The following is an 18,035-nucleotide window of genomic DNA, read 5'->3' on the forward strand; positions in this document are numbered from 1 at the left end:
CGCCGCCAGCACGACGCCGTGCCCGCCCTGGCCGCCATTGCCCCCCGCTCCGCCGTATCCGCTCACCAAGCCCCCGCCCCCACCGCCGCCCCCGCCCCCACCGCCCGCGCCGCCAATCACGCGTTCCGCGTTGACGAAAGGCGTGGTGTCCGTGATCACGACTGCCGCGTGCCCGTCGCCGCCATCGCCGCCACGCATGCCGGATGTGCCACCCAAGCCGGCGACACCGCTTTCGCCGATAATGTCCGCCAGCGCCGAAACCGGCGCCAGCAACGCCACGCTCGCGATGAAACACGTTGCATGGCGGTGTCTGAAAGCACCTGGACCGGCGTTCCCGCGATCAACGAATATGGATTTTTTTGTTTTTGCGTGACCGGTTTCCTTTGAAACCGCATGCACGCCGCTTTCCACAGAATCGCACCCGCAACGCATGTTCCCCCCCTGCTTGGTTGGCTGATAAATCCGCGTCGTCATCACGCCCAGCGAGTGGGCTGGGAGCGGCGCAGCCAATTTCAATTGGTTGCGCTCGACGCAGGACGTTTGCATTAGGGGTCAATGCTAGAAAATCCTTCCGAATAAACATTGAGCACAAATACTCTGACTGAATCAGATCCGTCTTTTATTCATGTTTTGACGAGAATTTGATTGCCGGGCACAGAGACGAATAATCTTCAATAGCGCGCGGTTTTTTTTGCCTGTTTGAGGCGCCGGGCGGCCGGTTCGGCGCTCAAGCGTGCGTTTCAGCCGTGGTGTCCGCACCGGGGCGCGAGCGCCGGAGCGCCCACGCGCTGTCTGCTTCGCCGTGCGCCAGCCGTCGCTGCGTGACTCGCGCCATCCATATGAATCCGAGCGCCATGGCCAGCGCGGTCGCGTCCACGCCCAACGTTGCAGCCGACGAGTGCGCCCACAAGCTGGTCGACGGCGCCACCACGCCCAACAGTGAAGTCAACGGAATTGCCAATGTGAACGCGGCGGCTAGCCAAAGCAGATGCACAGCCGCCGCCGCTCCGCCGCGCACGAACGACCAGACAATGGCCGCGAAGAACGCCACGTAGTACAGCCCTTTGATCCACGCGTCCAGATCGGCGACGTGACCCTGCAGGCCCTTGGCGGCGACCATCATGAGCGACATGCCGCACACGCTGCCCAGGCACACGCCCACTGTCGCGGACGCCATCAACCGCGTGTCAAGCCGCTGCACCGGCACCGCGCCGGTTCGCCGGTCCGCGCGCTTGCGGCGGGACTCGATCCAGAGCAGGTTGCCGCTGTAGAACAGCCACGCGCCCGCCAGCCCCAGCAGGAAATACAACCACTGCACCGCCGCGCCGCCGAAGGACGCCATGTGCAATGCGAAGAAGCTGCTGACCCACAGGTTGGCCGCATCCTGGCGACCCGGCAGGTAGTCGGTGTTGAGCACCTTGCCGCTATACGGGTCCATCGCCACGAAGCCGCCGCGGGCGCGGGGCGACACCGCGGCCGGGTCCTTGCCCCAGATGCGGACGATGGCGCGTGGCGCGGTGACCTGCGCGTACTGCAGCGCAATGGGATCGAACGATGGCGACAGCCTGCGCGCATGCTGCAGCAACTCTTGCGGCGGCAGCATGGCGGACGGATCGCGCGGCGCGGCGTCGGGCGTAGCGCCACCGCCGCGCTGGAACACCGATTCCAGCTTGCCGCCGTACATCAGCCGGTCCTGAATGTCGTAGATGCCATCGTGAAACGCGAACACGACCGAGCTGAGCGCCATCACGATATGGAAAGGCAGCGAGATGATGCCCACCACGTTGTGCGCGTCCAGCCACATGCGTTTGCGGTTCTTGCCCACCCGCAGCGCGAAGAAGTCCTTGACCAGCGAAGGAAGCAGGACGATGACGCCGGACACCAGCGCAATCGCATACAGCGACGCGACGACGCCCATGAACCAGCGGTTGGGGTCGCTGTCCGCCGGCAAACCGACCACGCGATGCAGCACGTCGATGAAATTGCCCAGCCCGCTGGGCTTGGCCTCGCCGATCTGCACGGCCCCGGCCGCGTCCAGGCGGGCGACATAATGCCGCACGGATGATTCGTCATGGTCGTCGGCCTGCGGGTCGCGCACTTCCCATGCCATGCGCGCAGGCACGTTCTCGGTGGGCTGCAGATGAATGGTGAAGCCCTTGGCCACGTCGGGCCGCGCCGCCAGCGTCTTGGCGATCAGGTCGGGCGCGGTTTCGAGCGGCGCCATCGCCACGTCCGGCCGCGGCGACGCCCAACGCGCGATAGGTTCCTTGAAGAGGGTCAGCGCCCCCGCATAGAACGCAATGAACAGCGCCATGCCGGTCAGAACGCCCGTCCAGGTATGGACGGATTTGTAGATGCGGATGTAGTCGGCTCGCATGATGGCGATCCTCCTGCTTATAACGCGCCGGCCGCGTACAGCCCGCCGTACAGCGCCAGGCAGATCCCGCCCAGCCAGCACCAGGCGCGCAGACCGCTGCCGAAGAAGTAGACGGTGGACGCGACGCCCAGCCACACGGGCGGCACCAGCCACATGGCAAGCTGCGAGCGCGTCGCAAGCGGTACGGCGGACGTCAAGGCGGTCAGCAGCGCGCTGGCGCCCAGGGCGATCGCAAACCCCAACAACGTGCCGGCCAGGGTCTTTGAGACCCAGTCACGGCGGATGGGCGCGGGCTTAGCGGGCGTCATCGCGTAATCCCCCGGGCATGCCTCTGCCGTACATCCGACGCAATACGCCCAGATGCGGAATCAGGCAGAAGAACAGCATCAGCGCCGTACAGAATACGAACACCGCGGTGACCACGGTGAATCCGTACAAGCACCCCCAGCCGCCCAACGCCAGCAGCGCGATGCCTGCCGTGCGGGCGGGCGCGGCGGGCCACGGGGCGCTTGCCCACTGCTGATTGGGCGATGCGCGATAGATGCAGAAGCAGCCGATGCTCACGGCAATCAAGCTGGCAAGGATGAGGACTGGCATGGTCACCCCGGAATGAATGATGTCTGGGTCCGCCGTACGCCCCGATCGCTGGAACCGAGGGCGCGGCGGACGCCATGCAGGCCGCCCGTCAGAAGGTGATGGCGGCGGACGCCATGACGCTGCGGGCGGGCCCCAACGTCGCAATGGGCGTGGTGTCGCTGAAGATGCCCGCGTAGTAATACTTGTTGAACACGTTGTTGACGTTCAGGCGCAGCACCACGTCGCGGCCATTGACCTTCGTCGCATAGCGCGCGCCCAGGTCGACCTGGCCCCAGCCGGGGATCTCGATGTTGTTGGCCGAATCCGCGTACTGGCGCGACGTCGCCTGGACGCGTCCGGTCAGCGTCAGGCCGGGCACCCACGGCGTATCCCATTCCACCCCGGTGTTGACCTGCCAGCGCGGCGCGCCGACGGCAGTATTGCCGTTGTAGCGGCCATATGAAGTCTTGACCTGCGTGCCCTGTGTGTACGTGACGCCACCCAGCACGCGCACGCCCTGCGCGATCTCGCCAAACGTATTCCACTCGACGCCCCGCACGCGCTTTTCGCCACCGTCCGCATAGGTGGGCTGGGCGGTGGAGCCTTCGGTCACGAGCATCGGCTTGTCGATCTCGAAGAGCGCCAGCGTGTTGGTGAAGGTGCCGGCGTTCCACTTCACACCCAGCTCCTTCTGCTTGGTCTTGTAGGGGGCAAAGACTTCGCCAAAGTTGGTTGCAGTGGTGTCGGTGACGCTGTCGCCCTTGCTCAGGCCTTCCACGTAGTTCGCGTAGAACGACAGATCGGGCCCCCACGGCTTGACGACGACGGCCACGGCTGGCGTCACGGCGTCTTCGTCGTAGCGCGCCGTGGTCTTGCCGGTCTTGTCGAAGTTGCTGGTCTTCACGCGCTGGTTGCGCACGCCACCGGTCACGCGCAGCTTGTCGTCCAGGAACGACATGGTGTCGACCAGCGCCAGGCTGGTCAGCGTGTTCTCGCTGGTTTTGGGCGGGCTGCCCGGCAGTGCCGGCATGACCGGCGTGATGGGGTTGTAGATGTTGGAGCGGAACACCGATGCCGGACCGGTGGCCGATCCGTCCTCGAGCTTGAGGTAGGACGCCTGCAGCACGAGTTCATGGCCCACGCTCCCCGTCTTGAAGCGCGTGCGCAAGCCGCCCTCTGCGGTAGTGGCGTCGGTGTAGGCGCGCTGGCCTACGATCTGTCCGGTGAAATCGCCGTTGGGTTGGATCTGCCGGGCATGCGTGCCGTTGATGAGGCCGGACTGGTCGCTGTCACGCCGGCCCACGCCCGCGAACGCCGACACGTGCTCATTGAAGCGGTACTCGGCCTGACCCATGACGGCGTTGCTCTGGATGCTGCCGTAGGCGGTGCTGAACTGGTTGATGCGAGGATCGGGCGCCACCGGCACCACCGGGCTCGCAAACCAGAACATGGCCGGCGTGCCTCCCGTGAATGATTCCTGGCTGTGGTAGGCGTCGATGGACGCCGTCAGCGCGGTGCCGCGGTAATCAAGGCCCGCCGATAGGAATTCGCGCTTTCTGGACTGGCCGTCCAGCGTGGTTGCGCCGTCGCTGAACGAACCGTTGACGCGCGCGCCCCATTCGTTGCGGGTCCCAAAGCGCCGGCCCGCGTCAATCGTGGTGCCCAGTTGCCCATCGGACAGCCAGTCCACGCCGAACGTGGCCGTGGGCGTGTCGCTCGCACGCTTGGTGACCAGATTGACCGTTCCGCCCACCGCGCCGCTGGGCGCCATGCCGCTGAACAGCGCGTTGGGTCCCTTCAGCACTTCAACCCGCTCGACGAATTCCACGGGCGTGCGGCCCATGGGCGCCAGGCCGTACATGCCGTTGATGGCCACATCGTTCTGGTTGACGTCGAAGCCCCGGATGCGGAAGTTTTCGTAGGCGTGGCCGCTGGAGGTCGTGAAGCGCACGGACGGATCGTTCGCCATCACGTCGGCCAGCGTGCGCGCCTGCTGGTTCTTGATGAGCTCGGACGTATAGCTGGTGACGTTGAACGGCGTGTCCATGACGGACTGGTTTCCCATAAGGCCGAGCCGCGCGCCTTCTGCGACCTGGCCCCCGGAATAGACCGGCGGCAGGTCCCCGTCGCCCAAGGCGCCCGCCGTCACGGTGACCGGCTGCAACGTAGTCGCCTGCTGCGCGTCCTGCGCGTACGCCGCGTGCAACGGCAACATCAGGGTGAGCGCCACGCTAGGGGCGATTCGCGCTACCCGCGAATCCATCAAAAACAATTTTTCCTCAGACACTTTCCAGGCCCTCAAATTCAATGCAAATGAGAATGATAGGCGCTTATCTTACGAAAAATATCGTTAACACGGCAGTGGTCAACCCGGCGCAGGCGAAGAATTTGCGCTGGCGCAAACGATTCGATGTGGACCTGTTTTAATTCCGCCACACGTCCTGCGCTCGCTCGGATGACGCTATGCAAGCGACTGCAGTTGATCCGCCATGAACTCGATGAACAGCCGCGCCCGCATGGGCGCGTGGCGGCCGAAAGCGTGCAGCACGGACACCGGCACGCGGGGCAATTGCGCCTCGGGCAGCACCTCGGTCAGCCGCCCGGCCGCAAGATCCTCCGCGACCGCCAGCCGCAGGATCTGAATGATGCCCAGGCCGCCCAACGCGGCCGCGCGCAGCGCCGTGCCGTCGTCGGTGTCGAACACGCCCTCTGGGTGCACCACCTCCCCCGATGCAAACGTGATGGGAAAAGGCCTTCCGGCCAGCAGATATCGCACGTGCGCGTGGCCCTGCAGGTCACCGATGTTGCGCGGTGTGCCAGACCGCTTCAGATACGCAGGCGACGCCACCAGCGTCAGTGGCAGTTGCGCCAGTTGCCGCGCGTTCAGTTCCGAATCCGCGACACGGCCCGCGCGGATCGCAAGATCGAATCCTTCGCGGATCAGATCCACATGCCGGTCGGCAAGGCTCATTTCCAGCTTCAGGTCCGGGTGCGCGGGCAGGAAGCGGTTGACGATGGGCGTCATCAGCAAGCGCCCCAGATCACCGGGCGCCGTAATCCGCAGGCGCCCTTGCGCGGTCGCTGCCGGCTGCATGACCTCGCTGGCATCATCCAGCGCTCGCAGCAGCGGCGACACGCGTTCGTAATAGGCCGCCCCCTCGGGTGTAAGCGACAGCACTCGCGTAGAACGCTGGAACAGCCGGGTGCCGAAACGCCGCTCCAGCCGCGCGATGGCCTTGGACACGGCAGAAGGCGACGTGCCCAGGATCCGGCCGGCGCTGCTGAAGGAGCCGGCCTCGACGGCAGCGGCAAAGGCAACCAGCGCGGAGACGTCAGGCGGCATGTCCATTGATGACCTTGCGGAATAGGTGCTTGTACAAAGACCTCCTATTTAACGCTTTCTGGAATAGATAGAGTGGGCTTTCCTTCATCTTTCTGGAAAAACCATGACCCAACTACAGGGAAAAGTCGCCCTCATCACCGGGGGCAACAGCGGCATCGGGCTCGCTTCCGCCCTCGCCTTCGCCCAGGCCGGCGCGCAGGTCGTCATCCTGGGCCGCCGGCAGGACGCGGTGGACGCAGCCGTGCGCGCCATCGGCCATGACGCGCTGGGTATCACGGGAGACGTGGCCGACCTGGACACGCACGACCGCGTGGTCGCCAACGTCCGGCAACGCTTTGGCGGCCTGGACATCTACCTGGCCAACGCGGGCGTCGCCATCCTGGAGCCGTCGGCGCAGGTGTCCGTCGAACACTACGACCGGCAGTTCGCGACCAACACGCGCGGGGTGTTTTTTGGCGTGACCAAAGCCCTGCCTGTATTGAACGAGGGCGCGTCCATTATCCTGGTCAGCTCGATTGCCAGCGCCAAGGTGCTGGAAGGCCATGCCGTCTATGCCGCAAGCAAGGCCGCCATCGAAGCCATGGCCCGCAGCTGGGCGCTGGAACTGAAGGCGCGGCGCATCCGCGTCAACGTCATCAGCCCCGGCCCGGTGGATACGCCCATCCTGGAAAAGCTGGGACTGCCCGCTGATCAGCGCGCGGGGCTGGACGACGCCATGGCAGCCGCCATTCCGCTGGGCCGGATGGGCCGCCCCGACGAACTGGCGCGCGCCGCGCTGTATCTGGCCAGTGACGAGAGCAGCTTTGTCACAGGCGCCAACCTGCGGCTGGACGGCGGGATGGCGCTGACGTAGGGCGCCGGCGCGCCGGGCGGGCTGTCAGCCGGCCGGGTCAATGCCCAACCTCAATGCCTAACCTCAATGCCCAACGTCAACGCCCAATGTCAGGGCGTAGTGTTCGGCGATATCGACCGCCTTGCGCGAACTGGCCGCCGGCGAGCCTTCCTGGGTCCACAGGAACGGATAGAACGAAAAGCACTGATCCGGGCCCAATGCTTTCACGTCGGCTTGCCATTCGGGCCAGCGCAACGCGGCATAGAAGTCCTCGATCCGTCCGGCCAGCATGGCTTGCAGGAAATCGGAGTAGCCCAGCTCCAGCGCCTCCCATTGCAGGTTGTCGGGCGCGCGGTAATAGAGCATGCCCGGATCATCGCCCAGCGCACCGCCGTTCAGCGCAAAGAAGCCGCCCGCTGCGTCGTCCGCCACAAGCAGGAAGCCATCCGCCCGCCCCGCGTTCCAGCCGGCCAGGTCGCGCGGTAGGCGCGGATGCCCGCTGCCCAGCACGCGAAGCCAGCCGCCATCAAGCAGCAGGCCGCCCGTGCCGTGCGCGATGGCTCCCATCGGGGACCGGGTCGTCACTTGCAACGCAAGCAGGACATCGTCGTTGCGTGGGGAAGGCGGCAGGATTTCACACTGAATAGCCGCACCGGCAATCCAATCATGGACGAGCGGCAAGGCCGGCTCGGTTTCGTTGATGAGTTCGTTCAAAGGTCGCATGGGGCGCGATGCTGACCGGTTCAGCCCGATCTGGCAAGCCAGCCGAAAGCGCCCGGAGGGCCCGACAGCCCCCCCGCCAATCAGCGCTACAATCCGCGCCGGATTCCCGCCGAGCGTGCCCCGCGCCACCCGGCCCGCGCCCAAGCGCATGGCATTGCCCTCCCAAGCCAGGCGAACCATGACGCATTCCCCCAAACCCCATTGATCGTTTGTCCGGTCGCACCGGATGTTTTTGCTGTTCTGGAAATCGAGGATTTCATGTCTCGGCAGTTGTTGGGCCTGGTGCTCGGGCCCCTACTTGGCTTGTTCGTTGTCTGCATCGGCAACGCTTTCATCTCTTCCCTCACGACCCTGCAGTTGGACGCCGCCGGCGAATCGGCCACGGTGGTCGGCATCATTTCGTCGTCGTACTTCATCGGGCTGACCCTGGGCGCGATCTTCAATGACCGCCTGATCCTGCGCATCGGCCATATCCGCGCCTACAGCAGCTTTGCGTCGCTGATCGCCGTGACGGTGCTGCTGCAGGGCCTGATCTTCAATCGCGAGGCGTGGTTCGTGCTGCGCTTGATCAACGGCTGGGCAAGCGTCGGCGTCTTTCTGGTGGTCGAGAGCTGGCTGCTGTTGGCGGGCGACGCCAAAATGCGCGGCCGACTGCTGGCGCTGTACATGATCGCGCTGTATGGCTCGGGCATGCTGGGCCAGCTGGAGCTGGGCGCGATCACGCGGCTGGGCGACATGGCGCCGTTCATGGTGGCGGGCCTGCTGGCGTCGCTGTCGGTGCTGCCGATGGTGATCATTCCGCGCGTATCGCCGCTAGTGGAACGTGTCGAGCCGCTGTTGCCGCAGCATCTGGCGCGCATGACGCCCACGGGCGTGATGGGTTGCTTTGGCTCGGGCGTGGCCATTGCCGCGGTCTACACGCTATTGCCGCTGTATCTGCAGCGCATCGGCCTGGACGTTGCCGAAGTCGGCAAGATGATGGGCGCGGTGATTCTGGGCGCCATGGTGCTGCAGTATCCGGTGGGACGCTGGTCGGATCTGCGAGACCGGCAGGTCGTGCTGATCGCGCTGGCCGTATTCTGCGCCGTGCTCAGCCTGCTGATCCTGATGCTGCCGCCGGGCTCGTCCTTCTTGATGCCGCTGCTGTTCCTGCTGGGCGGCGGCGTCTTCGCGATCTATCCGGTCGCCGTCAGCCACGCGGCCGACCGCGCGCCGGCCGACGCGCTGGTGCGTATGATCCAGGGGCTGCTGCTGATCAACTCGCTGGGATCGGCGCTCAGTCCGCTAGCGATCTCGCCGGTGATGGCAAAGTTTGGCGAAGCGGGCCTGTTCTGGTGCTTTGCGCTGTTGAACCTGGGGCTGGTCACCTTCTTCGTCTGGCGCCGCAACGAGCGTCCCGCACCCGCCCCCGTGGCGCCCTTTGCTGCCGCCGCGCAGATGTCGCCGGTGGGTGTGGAGCTGCGTGTGACCGATGACCTGATCCAGGGTGCGCTCGACCACGAAATGACCGAGGATCTGACCAACGCGGTACACGGCGCCGAAGCCGCCGAGCCGGTGCTGAACACCGTGCCGGACGCGCCGCCGACGGCCTGAGGAGCGGCATCAAGCGGCAGATTCCGCGTTTTTGCGCCAACACGGCGGGCCGGAACGCGCGCAAACGGGGAGGAATCGTACCGTCATGTATCCGCGATTCCTGCCGCACACACTGCGACTTGAAATCGGTGGTGCGCGGGCGCGGGTTCAGCGGGATGATGCAAGCACCTACTGAAAACGGTGCACATCATGGAACAAATCCCACCCCTTGAATCCCCCGCCGCGCTCGTGTTCGGCGGCTCCCGCGGCATCGGCGCCGCCATTGCCGCGAGGCTGGCGGAAGCCGGCTATGCAGTGGCGCTAACGTACGCCAGCCGCGCGGACAGCGCCCACGCGGTCGTCGCGACCATCGAGGCCAGCGGCGGTCGCGCGCTGGCCATTGAAGCCGACAGCGCCGACCCGCAAGCCATCGCATGCGCAGTGGACACCGCCGTGCAACAGTTCGGGCCGCTGAGTGTCGCTGTCGTCAACGCCGGCATCTACCGCGCCAATCCGATCGGCGCAGTCCCGCTCGACGAGCTGGACCAGATGCTGGCAGTGAACGTGCGCGGCGTGTTTTTGGCCATCCAGGCGTCGGCCGCCAACATGCGCGACGGCGGACGGATCATCACCATCGGCAGCAACACCGCCATCCGGACCGGCTCGCCCGGCAGCAGCGTCTACGCCATGACCAAGGCCGCCGTCGCCGCGATGGTCAGCGGCGCCGCGCTGGACCTTGCGCCACGCCGCATCACGGTCAACAACATCCAGCCGGGCCCCATCCAGACCGACCTGACGGCGCAATGGTCGGCGCAGCTCATTCCCCGCATTCCGCTGGGGCGCATGGGCAAATCGACTGAAATCGCAGGGCTGGCGGCATTCCTGGCCGGGGCCGATGCGGGCTACATCACGGGCGCCAGCCTGACTGCGGATGGCGGCTTCGTGCTGTAACTACGCAAGCCAGGCCCGGACCACTACCCCCGCTGGCTCAGCGCGCGCGCAATCCGATGCCGCGCCACGGTCGTGCGCGGCACCTTGAACGGGAACCAGCTGCGCACGTCCTCTTCCAGGCCGATGCCGTGCATGAAGTTGTAGATGGCCTTCTTCAAGCCCTTGCCCAGCGCGTCGTGATCCACGCCCGTGGGATCGTGAAAGCCCACGTCGTTCTTGGCGAACGTGACGTCGGGCAAGGGTTTGAGCGTGATGCCGTATTCGTCCGGATTCAGGCCCACCGGCGAATGCACCGTACAGGCGAAGCGATGAAAGAACCCGCTCTGGATGCAGTCGTTTTCAAACAGCTGGCGCACGTACTCCAGCGCATCCACGGTGTCCTGCACGGTCTGCGTGGGGAAACCGTACATCAGATAGGCGTGCACCAGCACGCCGGCATCGCTGAACGCGCGCGTCACGCGCGCCACCTGGTCGATCGACACGCCCTTCTTCATCAGGTTCAGCAGCCGGTCCGACGCGACCTCCAGCCCGCCGGACACCGCGATGCAGCCGCTGTCGGCCAGCAGTTCGCACAGTTCCGGGCTGAAGGTCTTTTCGAAGCGGATGTTGCCCCACCACGAAATGCCGGCGTTGCGCTCGATCAGCTCGGCCGCCAGCGCCTTCAACGCCTTGGGCGGCGCCGCTTCGTCGACGAAATGAAAGCCGGTCTGCCCGGTCTCAGCCACGATGGTCTGAATGCGATCGGCCAGCACGGATGCGGATGCGCCCTCGTAACGGCCGATATAGTCCAGCCCCACGTCGCAAAAGCTGCACTTCTTCCAGTAACAGCCGTGGGCGACGGTCAGCTTGTTCCAGCGGCCGTCGCTCCAGAGGCGGTTCATCGGGTTCAGCATGTCCAGCAGCGACAGGTAGCGATCCAGCGGCAGGCCGTCCCACGTGGGCGTGCCCACCTCGGCGAACGCGACGTCCGGTTCAACCAGGTTGACGTACCGCACCGCGCCGCTGTCCGCATCGCGCACAAACGTGCGCACCAGGCGCTGGCGCGACCGCTTGCCCTGCACGTGCTCCAGCAGCGCCAGCAAGGGTCGCTCGCCGGCGTCCAGCGTGACGAAGTCGAAGTAATCGAACACGCGCGGGTCTTTCAGTTCGCGCAGCTCGGTGTTGACGAAGCCACCGCCCAGCACAGTGACGATGGTGGGGTCCTGCGCCTTGATGGCCTGCGCGATGCGAAAGGCTGCATACACCGCGCCCGGGAACGGCACCGACAGCAGAACCATCGTCGGCTTGTGACGCGCCAGCGCCGCATCCGTCAGTTCGCGCAGCGTCTCGTCCACCAGGTTCATCGGTGCAGCCAGCGCCTCTGCCAGCGGGTCGAACGTCGGCTGGCTGCCCGCAAGCGATTCGGCATAGCGCACGAACTCGAAGCGCGGGTCGATGGCGTCGCGCAGCACATCTGCCAGGTCGTTCAAATACAGCGTGGCCAGATGCTTGGCCCGGTCCTGCAGACCCAGCGCGCCAAACGCCCACGCCAGCGGATCGCCCCCATCCTCGTCCAGATAGACGTCCAGTGAGCTGAAGCGCGGGCCTTCCGGCAGATAGTTGCGCCCGGCGATGCGGTGCGCCAGCGTGGGATCGCGGCCTTGCAGAAAGCCGATCACCGGGCCGATGGTCGCCAGATAGCGCGCCTGCATGGCGACGAAGGCCTGGATCGGTTGCGTGTGTTTTTCAAGAGGCAGCGCGTCGATCCGCTGCGCCACGGCGCGCAGGCCGTCGGCCGACAACAGGCGCAGCACCAGGGCGAGCGCCAGATCCTCCTGAAACGCGGTGACCTCGCGCGAACGCAGGAAGCCGGTCAGGTAGGCGGTGGACGGGTACGGGGTATTCAGCTGCGTCATCGGTGGAATCACCGACAGCACGCGCAAAGGCAAGGTCGACATGAGGCACGGCAGGACTGCCGTCTAAAAAGCGGGGATCGGTGCAATTATAGGCAGCGCGGCGGGCGCGGCCCGGTCCGCCCTACAGTACGCCGTCCAGCCAGTCCAGCACGCGGCGGTTCAACAGCGAGCGGTTCGCGGATTCGCAGTGGTCCCCCGCGCCCTCTTGCGCGGTGAAGCGCAGCAGCGTCTTGGGGCTGCGCAACTCGTCGAAGAACTGCAGCGTGCCGGCCGCCAACGGGTCTTTTTCGGCCAGCGTCATGAGCGTCGGGCACGTAATCTGGTCGACCCGGCCCGCCAGGGTAAACGGCTCGATTGCTCGCAGATAGTCACGCAGATTGTCGACGCCGTGCACCCAGAAGCCGCGCTGCACCACCTTCCACGTCAGCACGGGGCTGGCCTTGACGAACTGCCAGAGGCGGTCCATCACGGGTTGGTCAAGCTCACCCAGGTTCTGCGCGCTTTCCGGGCTGGCGCCCAGCTTGACGGCCAACGGCCGGAATGAGCCCGCGAGGCTGCGTTGGCCCGGGTCCGCAATGCAGGCCGCCAGCCGGGGTTCCCCGGACGCCGCGCGGGGCGCCAGGTGGCCGCCCAGGCTCCAGCCGCTGAGTGCGATGCGTTTGGGGTCCACGATAGGCAGCGTGATCGCGTAGTCCACCACGGCGCCCACCACCGTCTCCCAATCGGGCCGCATTGTCACGCCCTGTTCGTACAGCATGCCGCCCTGCCCTGGTCCATCAAACACCAGGGCGTGATAACCCCGGCGCGACGCGGCCACGGCACTTGCAAAATACATATCGGTCACCGTGGCGTCATAACCGTTGGTGAAGATGACGAGCGGCCTGACGTCAGTCTCGTGACCGACGGCCGGGATCAGATAAGCCGGCATGCGCGCGCCGTCCAAGGGGATGCCCACGGGCATGACGGGATGCGCGGACAGCGCGAGGCCACGGTCGAAAGCCGCTATCTGCTTGCGAAAGGCCGCCAGCAACCGTGCATCCGTCGGTGCGCCGTACAGCGGCCGGTACGCGGTGCAATAGAAGGCGCTGGCGCGCAGGTGCAGTTCACGCGCGCTGGCATCAAGGTTGCGGCGTTCGGCGTCATGTGCCTCGGCGGTCAGCCGGTCGCCCGCCGCCATCCAGGCCTCGAAGAATGCGCTGTCGTCCCCGTCTCCCACCGCTCGGCCCACCGCCAGCAGTTCCCCCAGATCGGCACCGCCATAGGGTATGTACGCGGCCGGCCGCATGCCGAAGTCGTCGTGCAGGTCGTTCTGGAAAGCCATGCCCATGGGATTCTCCGAAAAGGAAATGTTGCGACGCGCCGGGACCGAAGCAGCGTAACCGAGCGACGCGCCCGTGGCGATACACCGTTTCGGCAATGCGTTTCGCCGATGCGCCCGGCCTATGCAGACCGTCTTTGCCGAAATGATCGCCCGCCGCGATCACAATCTTCAAACCGGCGGACTATCGTTCAATACGTCCCGCCGGGCGGCTGGCACATTGCCGGGGTCCCACACTCCGGCAACCGAAGGAATCACCCGTGCCTGTCATTGCGACCCCCGCCCCCGGCGCCAAGCTGCTGTCCCCGCACGATCACTCGCTGATCATGATCGACTTCCAGTCGCAGATGGCGTTCGCCACCCATTCCATCGACGCCGTCACGCTGCGCAGCAACGCCGCGTTGGTGGCCCATGCGGCCGCCGGGTTCGGCGTGTCCACGATCCTGACGACGGTTGCCGAAAAGAGCTTCTCCGGCCCGATGTTCGAGGAAGTCACCGCCCCGTTCCCCGGCCGGCCGCTGCTGGACCGCACGTCGATGAACACCTGGGAAGACGCTTCCGTCATCAAGCAGGTCAATGAAATCGGCAAGAAGCGCATCGTGCTGGCCGGGCTGTGGACCAGCGTGTGCATCGTCGGCCCGGCCCTGTCGGCGCTGGATCAGGGCTTTGAAGTCTATGTGATCACCGACGCCTGCGGCGACGTGTCCGCCGAAGCCCATAACCGTGCCATTGAGCGTATCGTTCAGGCAGGCGGCCAGCCGATCACCGCGTTGCAGTATCTGCTGGAATTGCAGCGCGACTGGGCCCGCATCGACACCTACGACATGACGACCGGCATTGCCCGGAAATTCGGCGGCGCCTACGGCCTGGGCATCATCTACGCCAAGTCCATGTTCAACGCCCACGAAGGCTGACAGGAGCGCGCCAATGAAGGTCTACCTCGTTTCCTTGGGTCTCGGCCTGTTGGTCGGTATCATCTACGCCCCTGTTCAATGTGCGATCCCCGGCGCCACCGGTGATTGCGCTGGTTGGCCTGCTGGGCATCCTGGCTGGGGAACAGATTCCCCCGCTGGTCAAGCGCCTGCTGGCGGACGAGCCCACCCGCACGTCCTTCATCCAGGAACAGGTAAAACCGCATATGTTCGGCGAATTGCCCAGCTGCCCCAAGGCGTCCGCCGACACCGCCCAACAACCCGCCGATGCATGTGGAGACAAGCGCAATGGCTGACACCCTGGATCCCGCGCGCCAAGGCGCCCCCGACCTCATCCTGCATCAGGGCCGTTTCACGACCCTGGACCCCGCCAACCCCATCGCCGATGCGGTCGCCATCAAGGACGGCCGTTTCACGCGTGTGGGCGCCGCCAGCGACATCCTGCCCCTGGCCGGCCCGGCCACCCGCGTCATCGCGCTGAACGGACGCGGCGTGCTGCCCGGCCTGATCGACAACCACCTGCACATCATCCGCGGCGGCCTGAACTACAACATGGAACTGCGCTGGGACGGCGTGACCAGCCTGGCCGACGCCATGGCCATGCTGCGCCGCCAGGTCGCGATCACGCCCGCCCCGCAATGGGTGCGCGTGGTCGGCGGCTTCACCGAACACCAGTTCGCGGAAAAACGCCTGCCCACCATCGAGGAATTGAACGCGGTGGCGCCCGATACGCCGGTGTTCATCCTGCACCTGTACGACCGCGCCCTGCTCAACGCCGCCGCCCTGCGCGCGGTCGGCTACGACAAGAACACGCCCGCGCCCCCCGGCGGCGAGATCGTGCGGGATTCGGCCGGCAACCCGACCGGGCTGCTGCTTGCCAAGCCCAACGCATCGATCCTGTACGCCACGCTGGCCAAGGGGCCCAAGCTGCCCTTCGAATATCAGGTCAATTCCACGCGCCACTTCATGCGCGACCTGAACCGCCTGGGCGTCACCGGCGCCATCGATGCGGGCGGTGGCAACCAGAACTACCCCGAGGACTACCAGGTCATTCAACAACTGGCCGACGCCGGTCAACTGACGATCCGCCTGGCCTACAACCTTTTCACCCAGAAGCCCAAGCAGGAAAAGGAAGATTTCCTGAACTGGACGGCCACCTCGCAGTACAAGCAAGGCACCGACTACTTCCGCCACAACGGCGCAGGCGAAATGCTGGTGTTTTCGGCGGCCGACTTCGAAGATTTCCGCCAGCCGCGCCCCGAGATGGGTCCCGAAATGGAAGGCGATCTCGAGGAAGTCGTGCGCATCCTGGCGCAGAACCGCTGGCCCTGGCGCATGCACGCCACCTATGACGAGACCATCTCGCGCTCGCTCGACGTGTTCGAGCGCGTGAACAAGGACGTCCCCCTGGCCGGGCTGAACTGGTTCTTCGACCACGCCGAGACGATCTCGGAACGCTCCATCGACCGCATCGCCGCGCTGGGCGGCGGCGTGGCCGTGCAGCACCGCATGGCCTATCAGGGCGAATACTTTGTCGAACGCTACGGCGCCGGTGCCGCCGAGGCCACGCCGCCCGTCAAGCGCATGCTTGAGAAAGGCGTCAACGTGTCTGCCGGCACCGATGCCACCCGCGTCGCCTCGTACAACCCGTGGGTGTCGCTGTCGTGGCTGATCACGGGCAAGACGGTGGGCGGCCTGCGGCTGACGCCGCAGCGCAACTGCCTGGATCGCGATGCCGCCCTGCGCATGTGGACCGAGAACGTCACCTGGTTCTCGAACGAGCAGGGCAAAAAGGGCCGCATCGCCATTGGCCAGCTTGCCGACCTGATCGTGCCCGATCGCGACTTCTTCTCGTGCCCCGAATCCGACATCGCCGACACCAGCAGCCTGCTGACCGTCGTGGGCGGCAAGGTGGTCTGGGGCGCAGGCGACTTCGCGGAACACGACGAGGCCGCGCCGCCGCCCGCCATGCCCGACTGGTCGCCCACGCGCCTGTTTGGCGGCTACGGCGCCTGGGGCGACAGCGAAGGCAAGCCTTTGCAGGCCACGCTGCGCGAGGCGGCCGCTGCCTGCGCGTGCGCCAACGACTGCAACGTCCACGGCCACCAGCACGCCGGGGCCTGGGCCAGCAAGCTGCCCGTTTCCGACCTGAAGGGTTTCTGGGGTGCGCTGGGCTGCGCCTGCTGGGCCGTCTGAGGACGCATTGCGCGGCCGGGGCATGACCTCCTCGGCCGCCCTCCCCGTGCAGTCCGCTACTGAACCGCGTGCCGGTCCGCGGAATCGGGCTGATCCGGAAAAGGTGGCGGCCATCGTGCCAAGACGGTCGCCCCGCGTCTTCTCCGACGCCCCCGTCATGCTGCTTCCCGTCAGTTGACGGTGATGCCGCCCTCGCGAATGACCTTTGCCCACTGCTCGATCTCGGCGTTCAGCCGGGCCTTCGACGCTTCCACATCCAGCGCGTCAGCGTAAACGCCCTGCTGCAGCAGTTGGGCCTTGGCATCGTCCTTGGCCAGCGCCGTGGTCAGCGCCTTGTTGATCTTGGCCACGATAGGAGCCGGCGTGCCCGCCGGCGCCATCACGCCAAAGAGCGAACTGACGTTGAAGCCGCTGAACCCTTGCTCCTCGGCAGTGGGAATATCCGGCAGCATCGAAACGCGCTGCGGCGTAAGCACGGCCAACGGACGCAACTGGCCTGATTTGATGAACGAGATTGCAGCGGGAACCGTCTCGGTCATCGTCTCGACCTGTCCCCCGACCAGATCGGTCATGGCCGGCCCGCTACCGCGATAGGCCACATGCACGATGTTGACACCCGCGATCTGCTTGAACAGCTCCATCGCCATGCGCTGCGGCGCCCCGGCGCCCGACGAGGCGAAATTGAGCTTTCCCGGATTCGCCTTGGCATACGCCACCAGTTCGGACAGCGATTTGATCGGCAGCTTGGGATTGACCACCGCCACCAGCGGCACGAAGCCCACCACGCCGGCGGGCGCGAAGTCCTTGCGCAGGTCGTATGGGATCGTGTCCTTCTCCAGGGTCGCCATGACCGAGTGCGAAGTCAGCGCGCCCATCAGGAGCGTATAGCCGTCGGGCTGCGCCCGCGCCACCTCGGCAGCGCCGATGTTTCCGCCAGCTCCGCCCCGGTTCTCGATCACAACCTGGCCGCCGATCTCATCGCTCAAGCGCTGACCCACGATGCGCCCGATGACGTCGGTTGCGCCTCCCGGCGGGTAAGGGATGATCAGACGGATGGGTTTGCTGGGATAGCTGTCGGCGGCCTGCGCGGAGGCAAGGCTGGGGACGGCGAATGCGGCAGCTGCGATGACGGCTGCAGCGACGATGTTGACGCGCTTGCGCGCGGCATGCGTACAGATCATGGTTGTCTCCCGATGCGTTCCTATGGCTGGAAAGCTTTAGACGCATGTTCGCAAACTCTCGCCTGCGCAAAGAGAAAAAACTTTATGGTCTGTCCACAAAATCCTTGCGGGTCTTAGGGCATTTGGATGAGGAAATCTC

The 18,035-nt window shown here is 65.8% G+C and carries 14 protein-coding genes and 2 pseudogenes; 6 read left to right on the top strand and 10 right to left on the bottom strand.

Annotation, left to right across the window (positions count from 1 at the left end):
• The 6 genes and pseudogenes from B3446_RS28000 to B3446_RS28025 all read right to left on the bottom strand — a co-directional run.
• Window positions 1–546, bottom strand: a pseudogene (locus B3446_RS28000) (hypothetical protein); the annotation flags it as partial.
• Window positions 547–727: 181 nt separating this feature from the next.
• Complete coding sequence (locus B3446_RS28005; RefSeq protein WP_291387402.1) at window positions 728–2,377, bottom strand: PepSY-associated TM helix domain-containing protein; 1,650 nt, start codon at window positions 2,375–2,377, stop codon at window positions 728–730.
• A 17-nt stretch (window positions 2,378–2,394) separates the two neighbouring features.
• Window positions 2,395–2,685 carry a hypothetical protein gene (locus tag B3446_RS28010; protein ID WP_291387404.1) on the bottom strand — a complete coding sequence of 97 codons (291 nt, stop codon included), beginning with the start codon at window positions 2,683–2,685 and terminating at the stop codon, window positions 2,395–2,397.
• Window positions 2,672–2,974, bottom strand: a complete 303-nt coding sequence (locus tag B3446_RS28015) for a hypothetical protein (RefSeq protein ID WP_291387406.1) — start codon at window positions 2,972–2,974, stop codon at window positions 2,672–2,674. The genes B3446_RS28010 and B3446_RS28015 overlap by 14 nt, the downstream gene beginning before the upstream one ends.
• A gap of 88 nt (window positions 2,975–3,062) precedes the next feature.
• Window positions 3,063–5,168, bottom strand: a complete 2,106-nt coding sequence (locus B3446_RS28020; RefSeq protein WP_291387408.1) for a TonB-dependent receptor — start codon at window positions 5,166–5,168, stop codon at window positions 3,063–3,065.
• A 246-nt stretch (window positions 5,169–5,414) separates the two neighbouring features.
• On the bottom strand, window positions 5,415–6,296 hold the full coding sequence (locus B3446_RS28025) for a LysR family transcriptional regulator (protein ID WP_291387410.1): 882 nt from the start codon (window positions 6,294–6,296) through the stop codon (window positions 5,415–5,417).
• Window positions 6,297–6,399: 103 nt separating this feature from the next.
• Between B3446_RS28025 and B3446_RS28030 the strand changes: the two genes are divergently transcribed.
• Window positions 6,400–7,149, top strand: a complete 750-nt coding sequence (locus B3446_RS28030) for an SDR family NAD(P)-dependent oxidoreductase (protein ID WP_291387412.1) — start codon at window positions 6,400–6,402, stop codon at window positions 7,147–7,149.
• A gap of 63 nt (window positions 7,150–7,212) precedes the next feature.
• Here B3446_RS28030 and B3446_RS28035 read toward each other — a convergent pair whose 3' ends face one another.
• Window positions 7,213–7,851, bottom strand: a complete 639-nt coding sequence (locus B3446_RS28035; RefSeq protein WP_291387414.1) for a DUF2625 family protein — start codon at window positions 7,849–7,851, stop codon at window positions 7,213–7,215.
• 258 nt (window positions 7,852–8,109) lie between these two features.
• On the opposite strand from B3446_RS28035, the gene B3446_RS28040 reads away from it, so the two are divergent.
• Together B3446_RS28040 and B3446_RS28045 are read left to right on the top strand one after the other, a co-directional pair.
• Window positions 8,110–9,444, top strand: coding sequence for an MFS transporter (locus tag B3446_RS28040; protein WP_175183563.1), 1,335 nt, complete (start codon window positions 8,110–8,112; stop codon window positions 9,442–9,444).
• A gap of 189 nt (window positions 9,445–9,633) precedes the next feature.
• Complete coding sequence (locus B3446_RS28045) at window positions 9,634–10,374, top strand: SDR family oxidoreductase (protein ID WP_291387416.1); 741 nt, start codon at window positions 9,634–9,636, stop codon at window positions 10,372–10,374.
• A 23-nt stretch (window positions 10,375–10,397) separates the two neighbouring features.
• On the opposite strand, the gene B3446_RS28050 is transcribed toward B3446_RS28045, so the two are convergent.
• Both B3446_RS28050 and B3446_RS28055 read right to left on the bottom strand, forming a co-directional pair.
• Window positions 10,398–12,311, bottom strand: a complete 1,914-nt coding sequence (locus B3446_RS28050; protein ID WP_218344029.1) for a B12-binding domain-containing radical SAM protein — start codon at window positions 12,309–12,311, stop codon at window positions 10,398–10,400.
• Between the two features lie 79 nt (window positions 12,312–12,390).
• A complete protein-coding gene (locus tag B3446_RS28055; protein WP_291387419.1) occupies window positions 12,391–13,596 on the bottom strand; it encodes an alpha/beta hydrolase family protein in 1,206 nt (401 codons plus the stop codon).
• 251 nt (window positions 13,597–13,847) lie between these two features.
• Here B3446_RS28055 and B3446_RS28060 point away from each other — a divergent pair, with 251 nt between their 5' ends.
• The 3 genes and pseudogenes from B3446_RS28060 (at window position 13,848) to B3446_RS28070 (ending at window position 16,715) form a co-directional block, all read left to right on the top strand.
• Window positions 13,848–14,501, top strand: coding sequence for a hydrolase (locus B3446_RS28060; RefSeq protein WP_291387421.1), 654 nt, complete (start codon window positions 13,848–13,850; stop codon window positions 14,499–14,501).
• A 13-nt stretch (window positions 14,502–14,514) separates the two neighbouring features.
• Window positions 14,515–14,815, top strand: a pseudogene (locus tag B3446_RS28065) (XapX domain-containing protein).
• Entirely contained in the window at window positions 14,808–16,715 is a 1,908-nt protein-coding gene (locus B3446_RS28070) for an amidohydrolase (RefSeq protein WP_291387423.1), read from the top strand. Before B3446_RS28065 ends, B3446_RS28070 begins: the two are co-directional and overlap by 8 nt.
• Window positions 16,716–16,885: 170 nt before the next feature.
• Here B3446_RS28070 and B3446_RS28075 read toward each other — a convergent pair whose 3' ends face one another.
• Entirely contained in the window at window positions 16,886–17,896 is a 1,011-nt protein-coding gene (locus tag B3446_RS28075; protein WP_291387425.1) for a Bug family tripartite tricarboxylate transporter substrate binding protein, read from the bottom strand.
• Window positions 17,897–18,035 lie beyond the last annotated feature (139 nt).

It is taken from the genome of Achromobacter sp. UBA5777 (genome assembly GCF_002418565.1).
Lineage (GTDB): Bacteria > Pseudomonadota > Gammaproteobacteria > Burkholderiales > Burkholderiaceae_B > Achromobacter > Achromobacter animicus.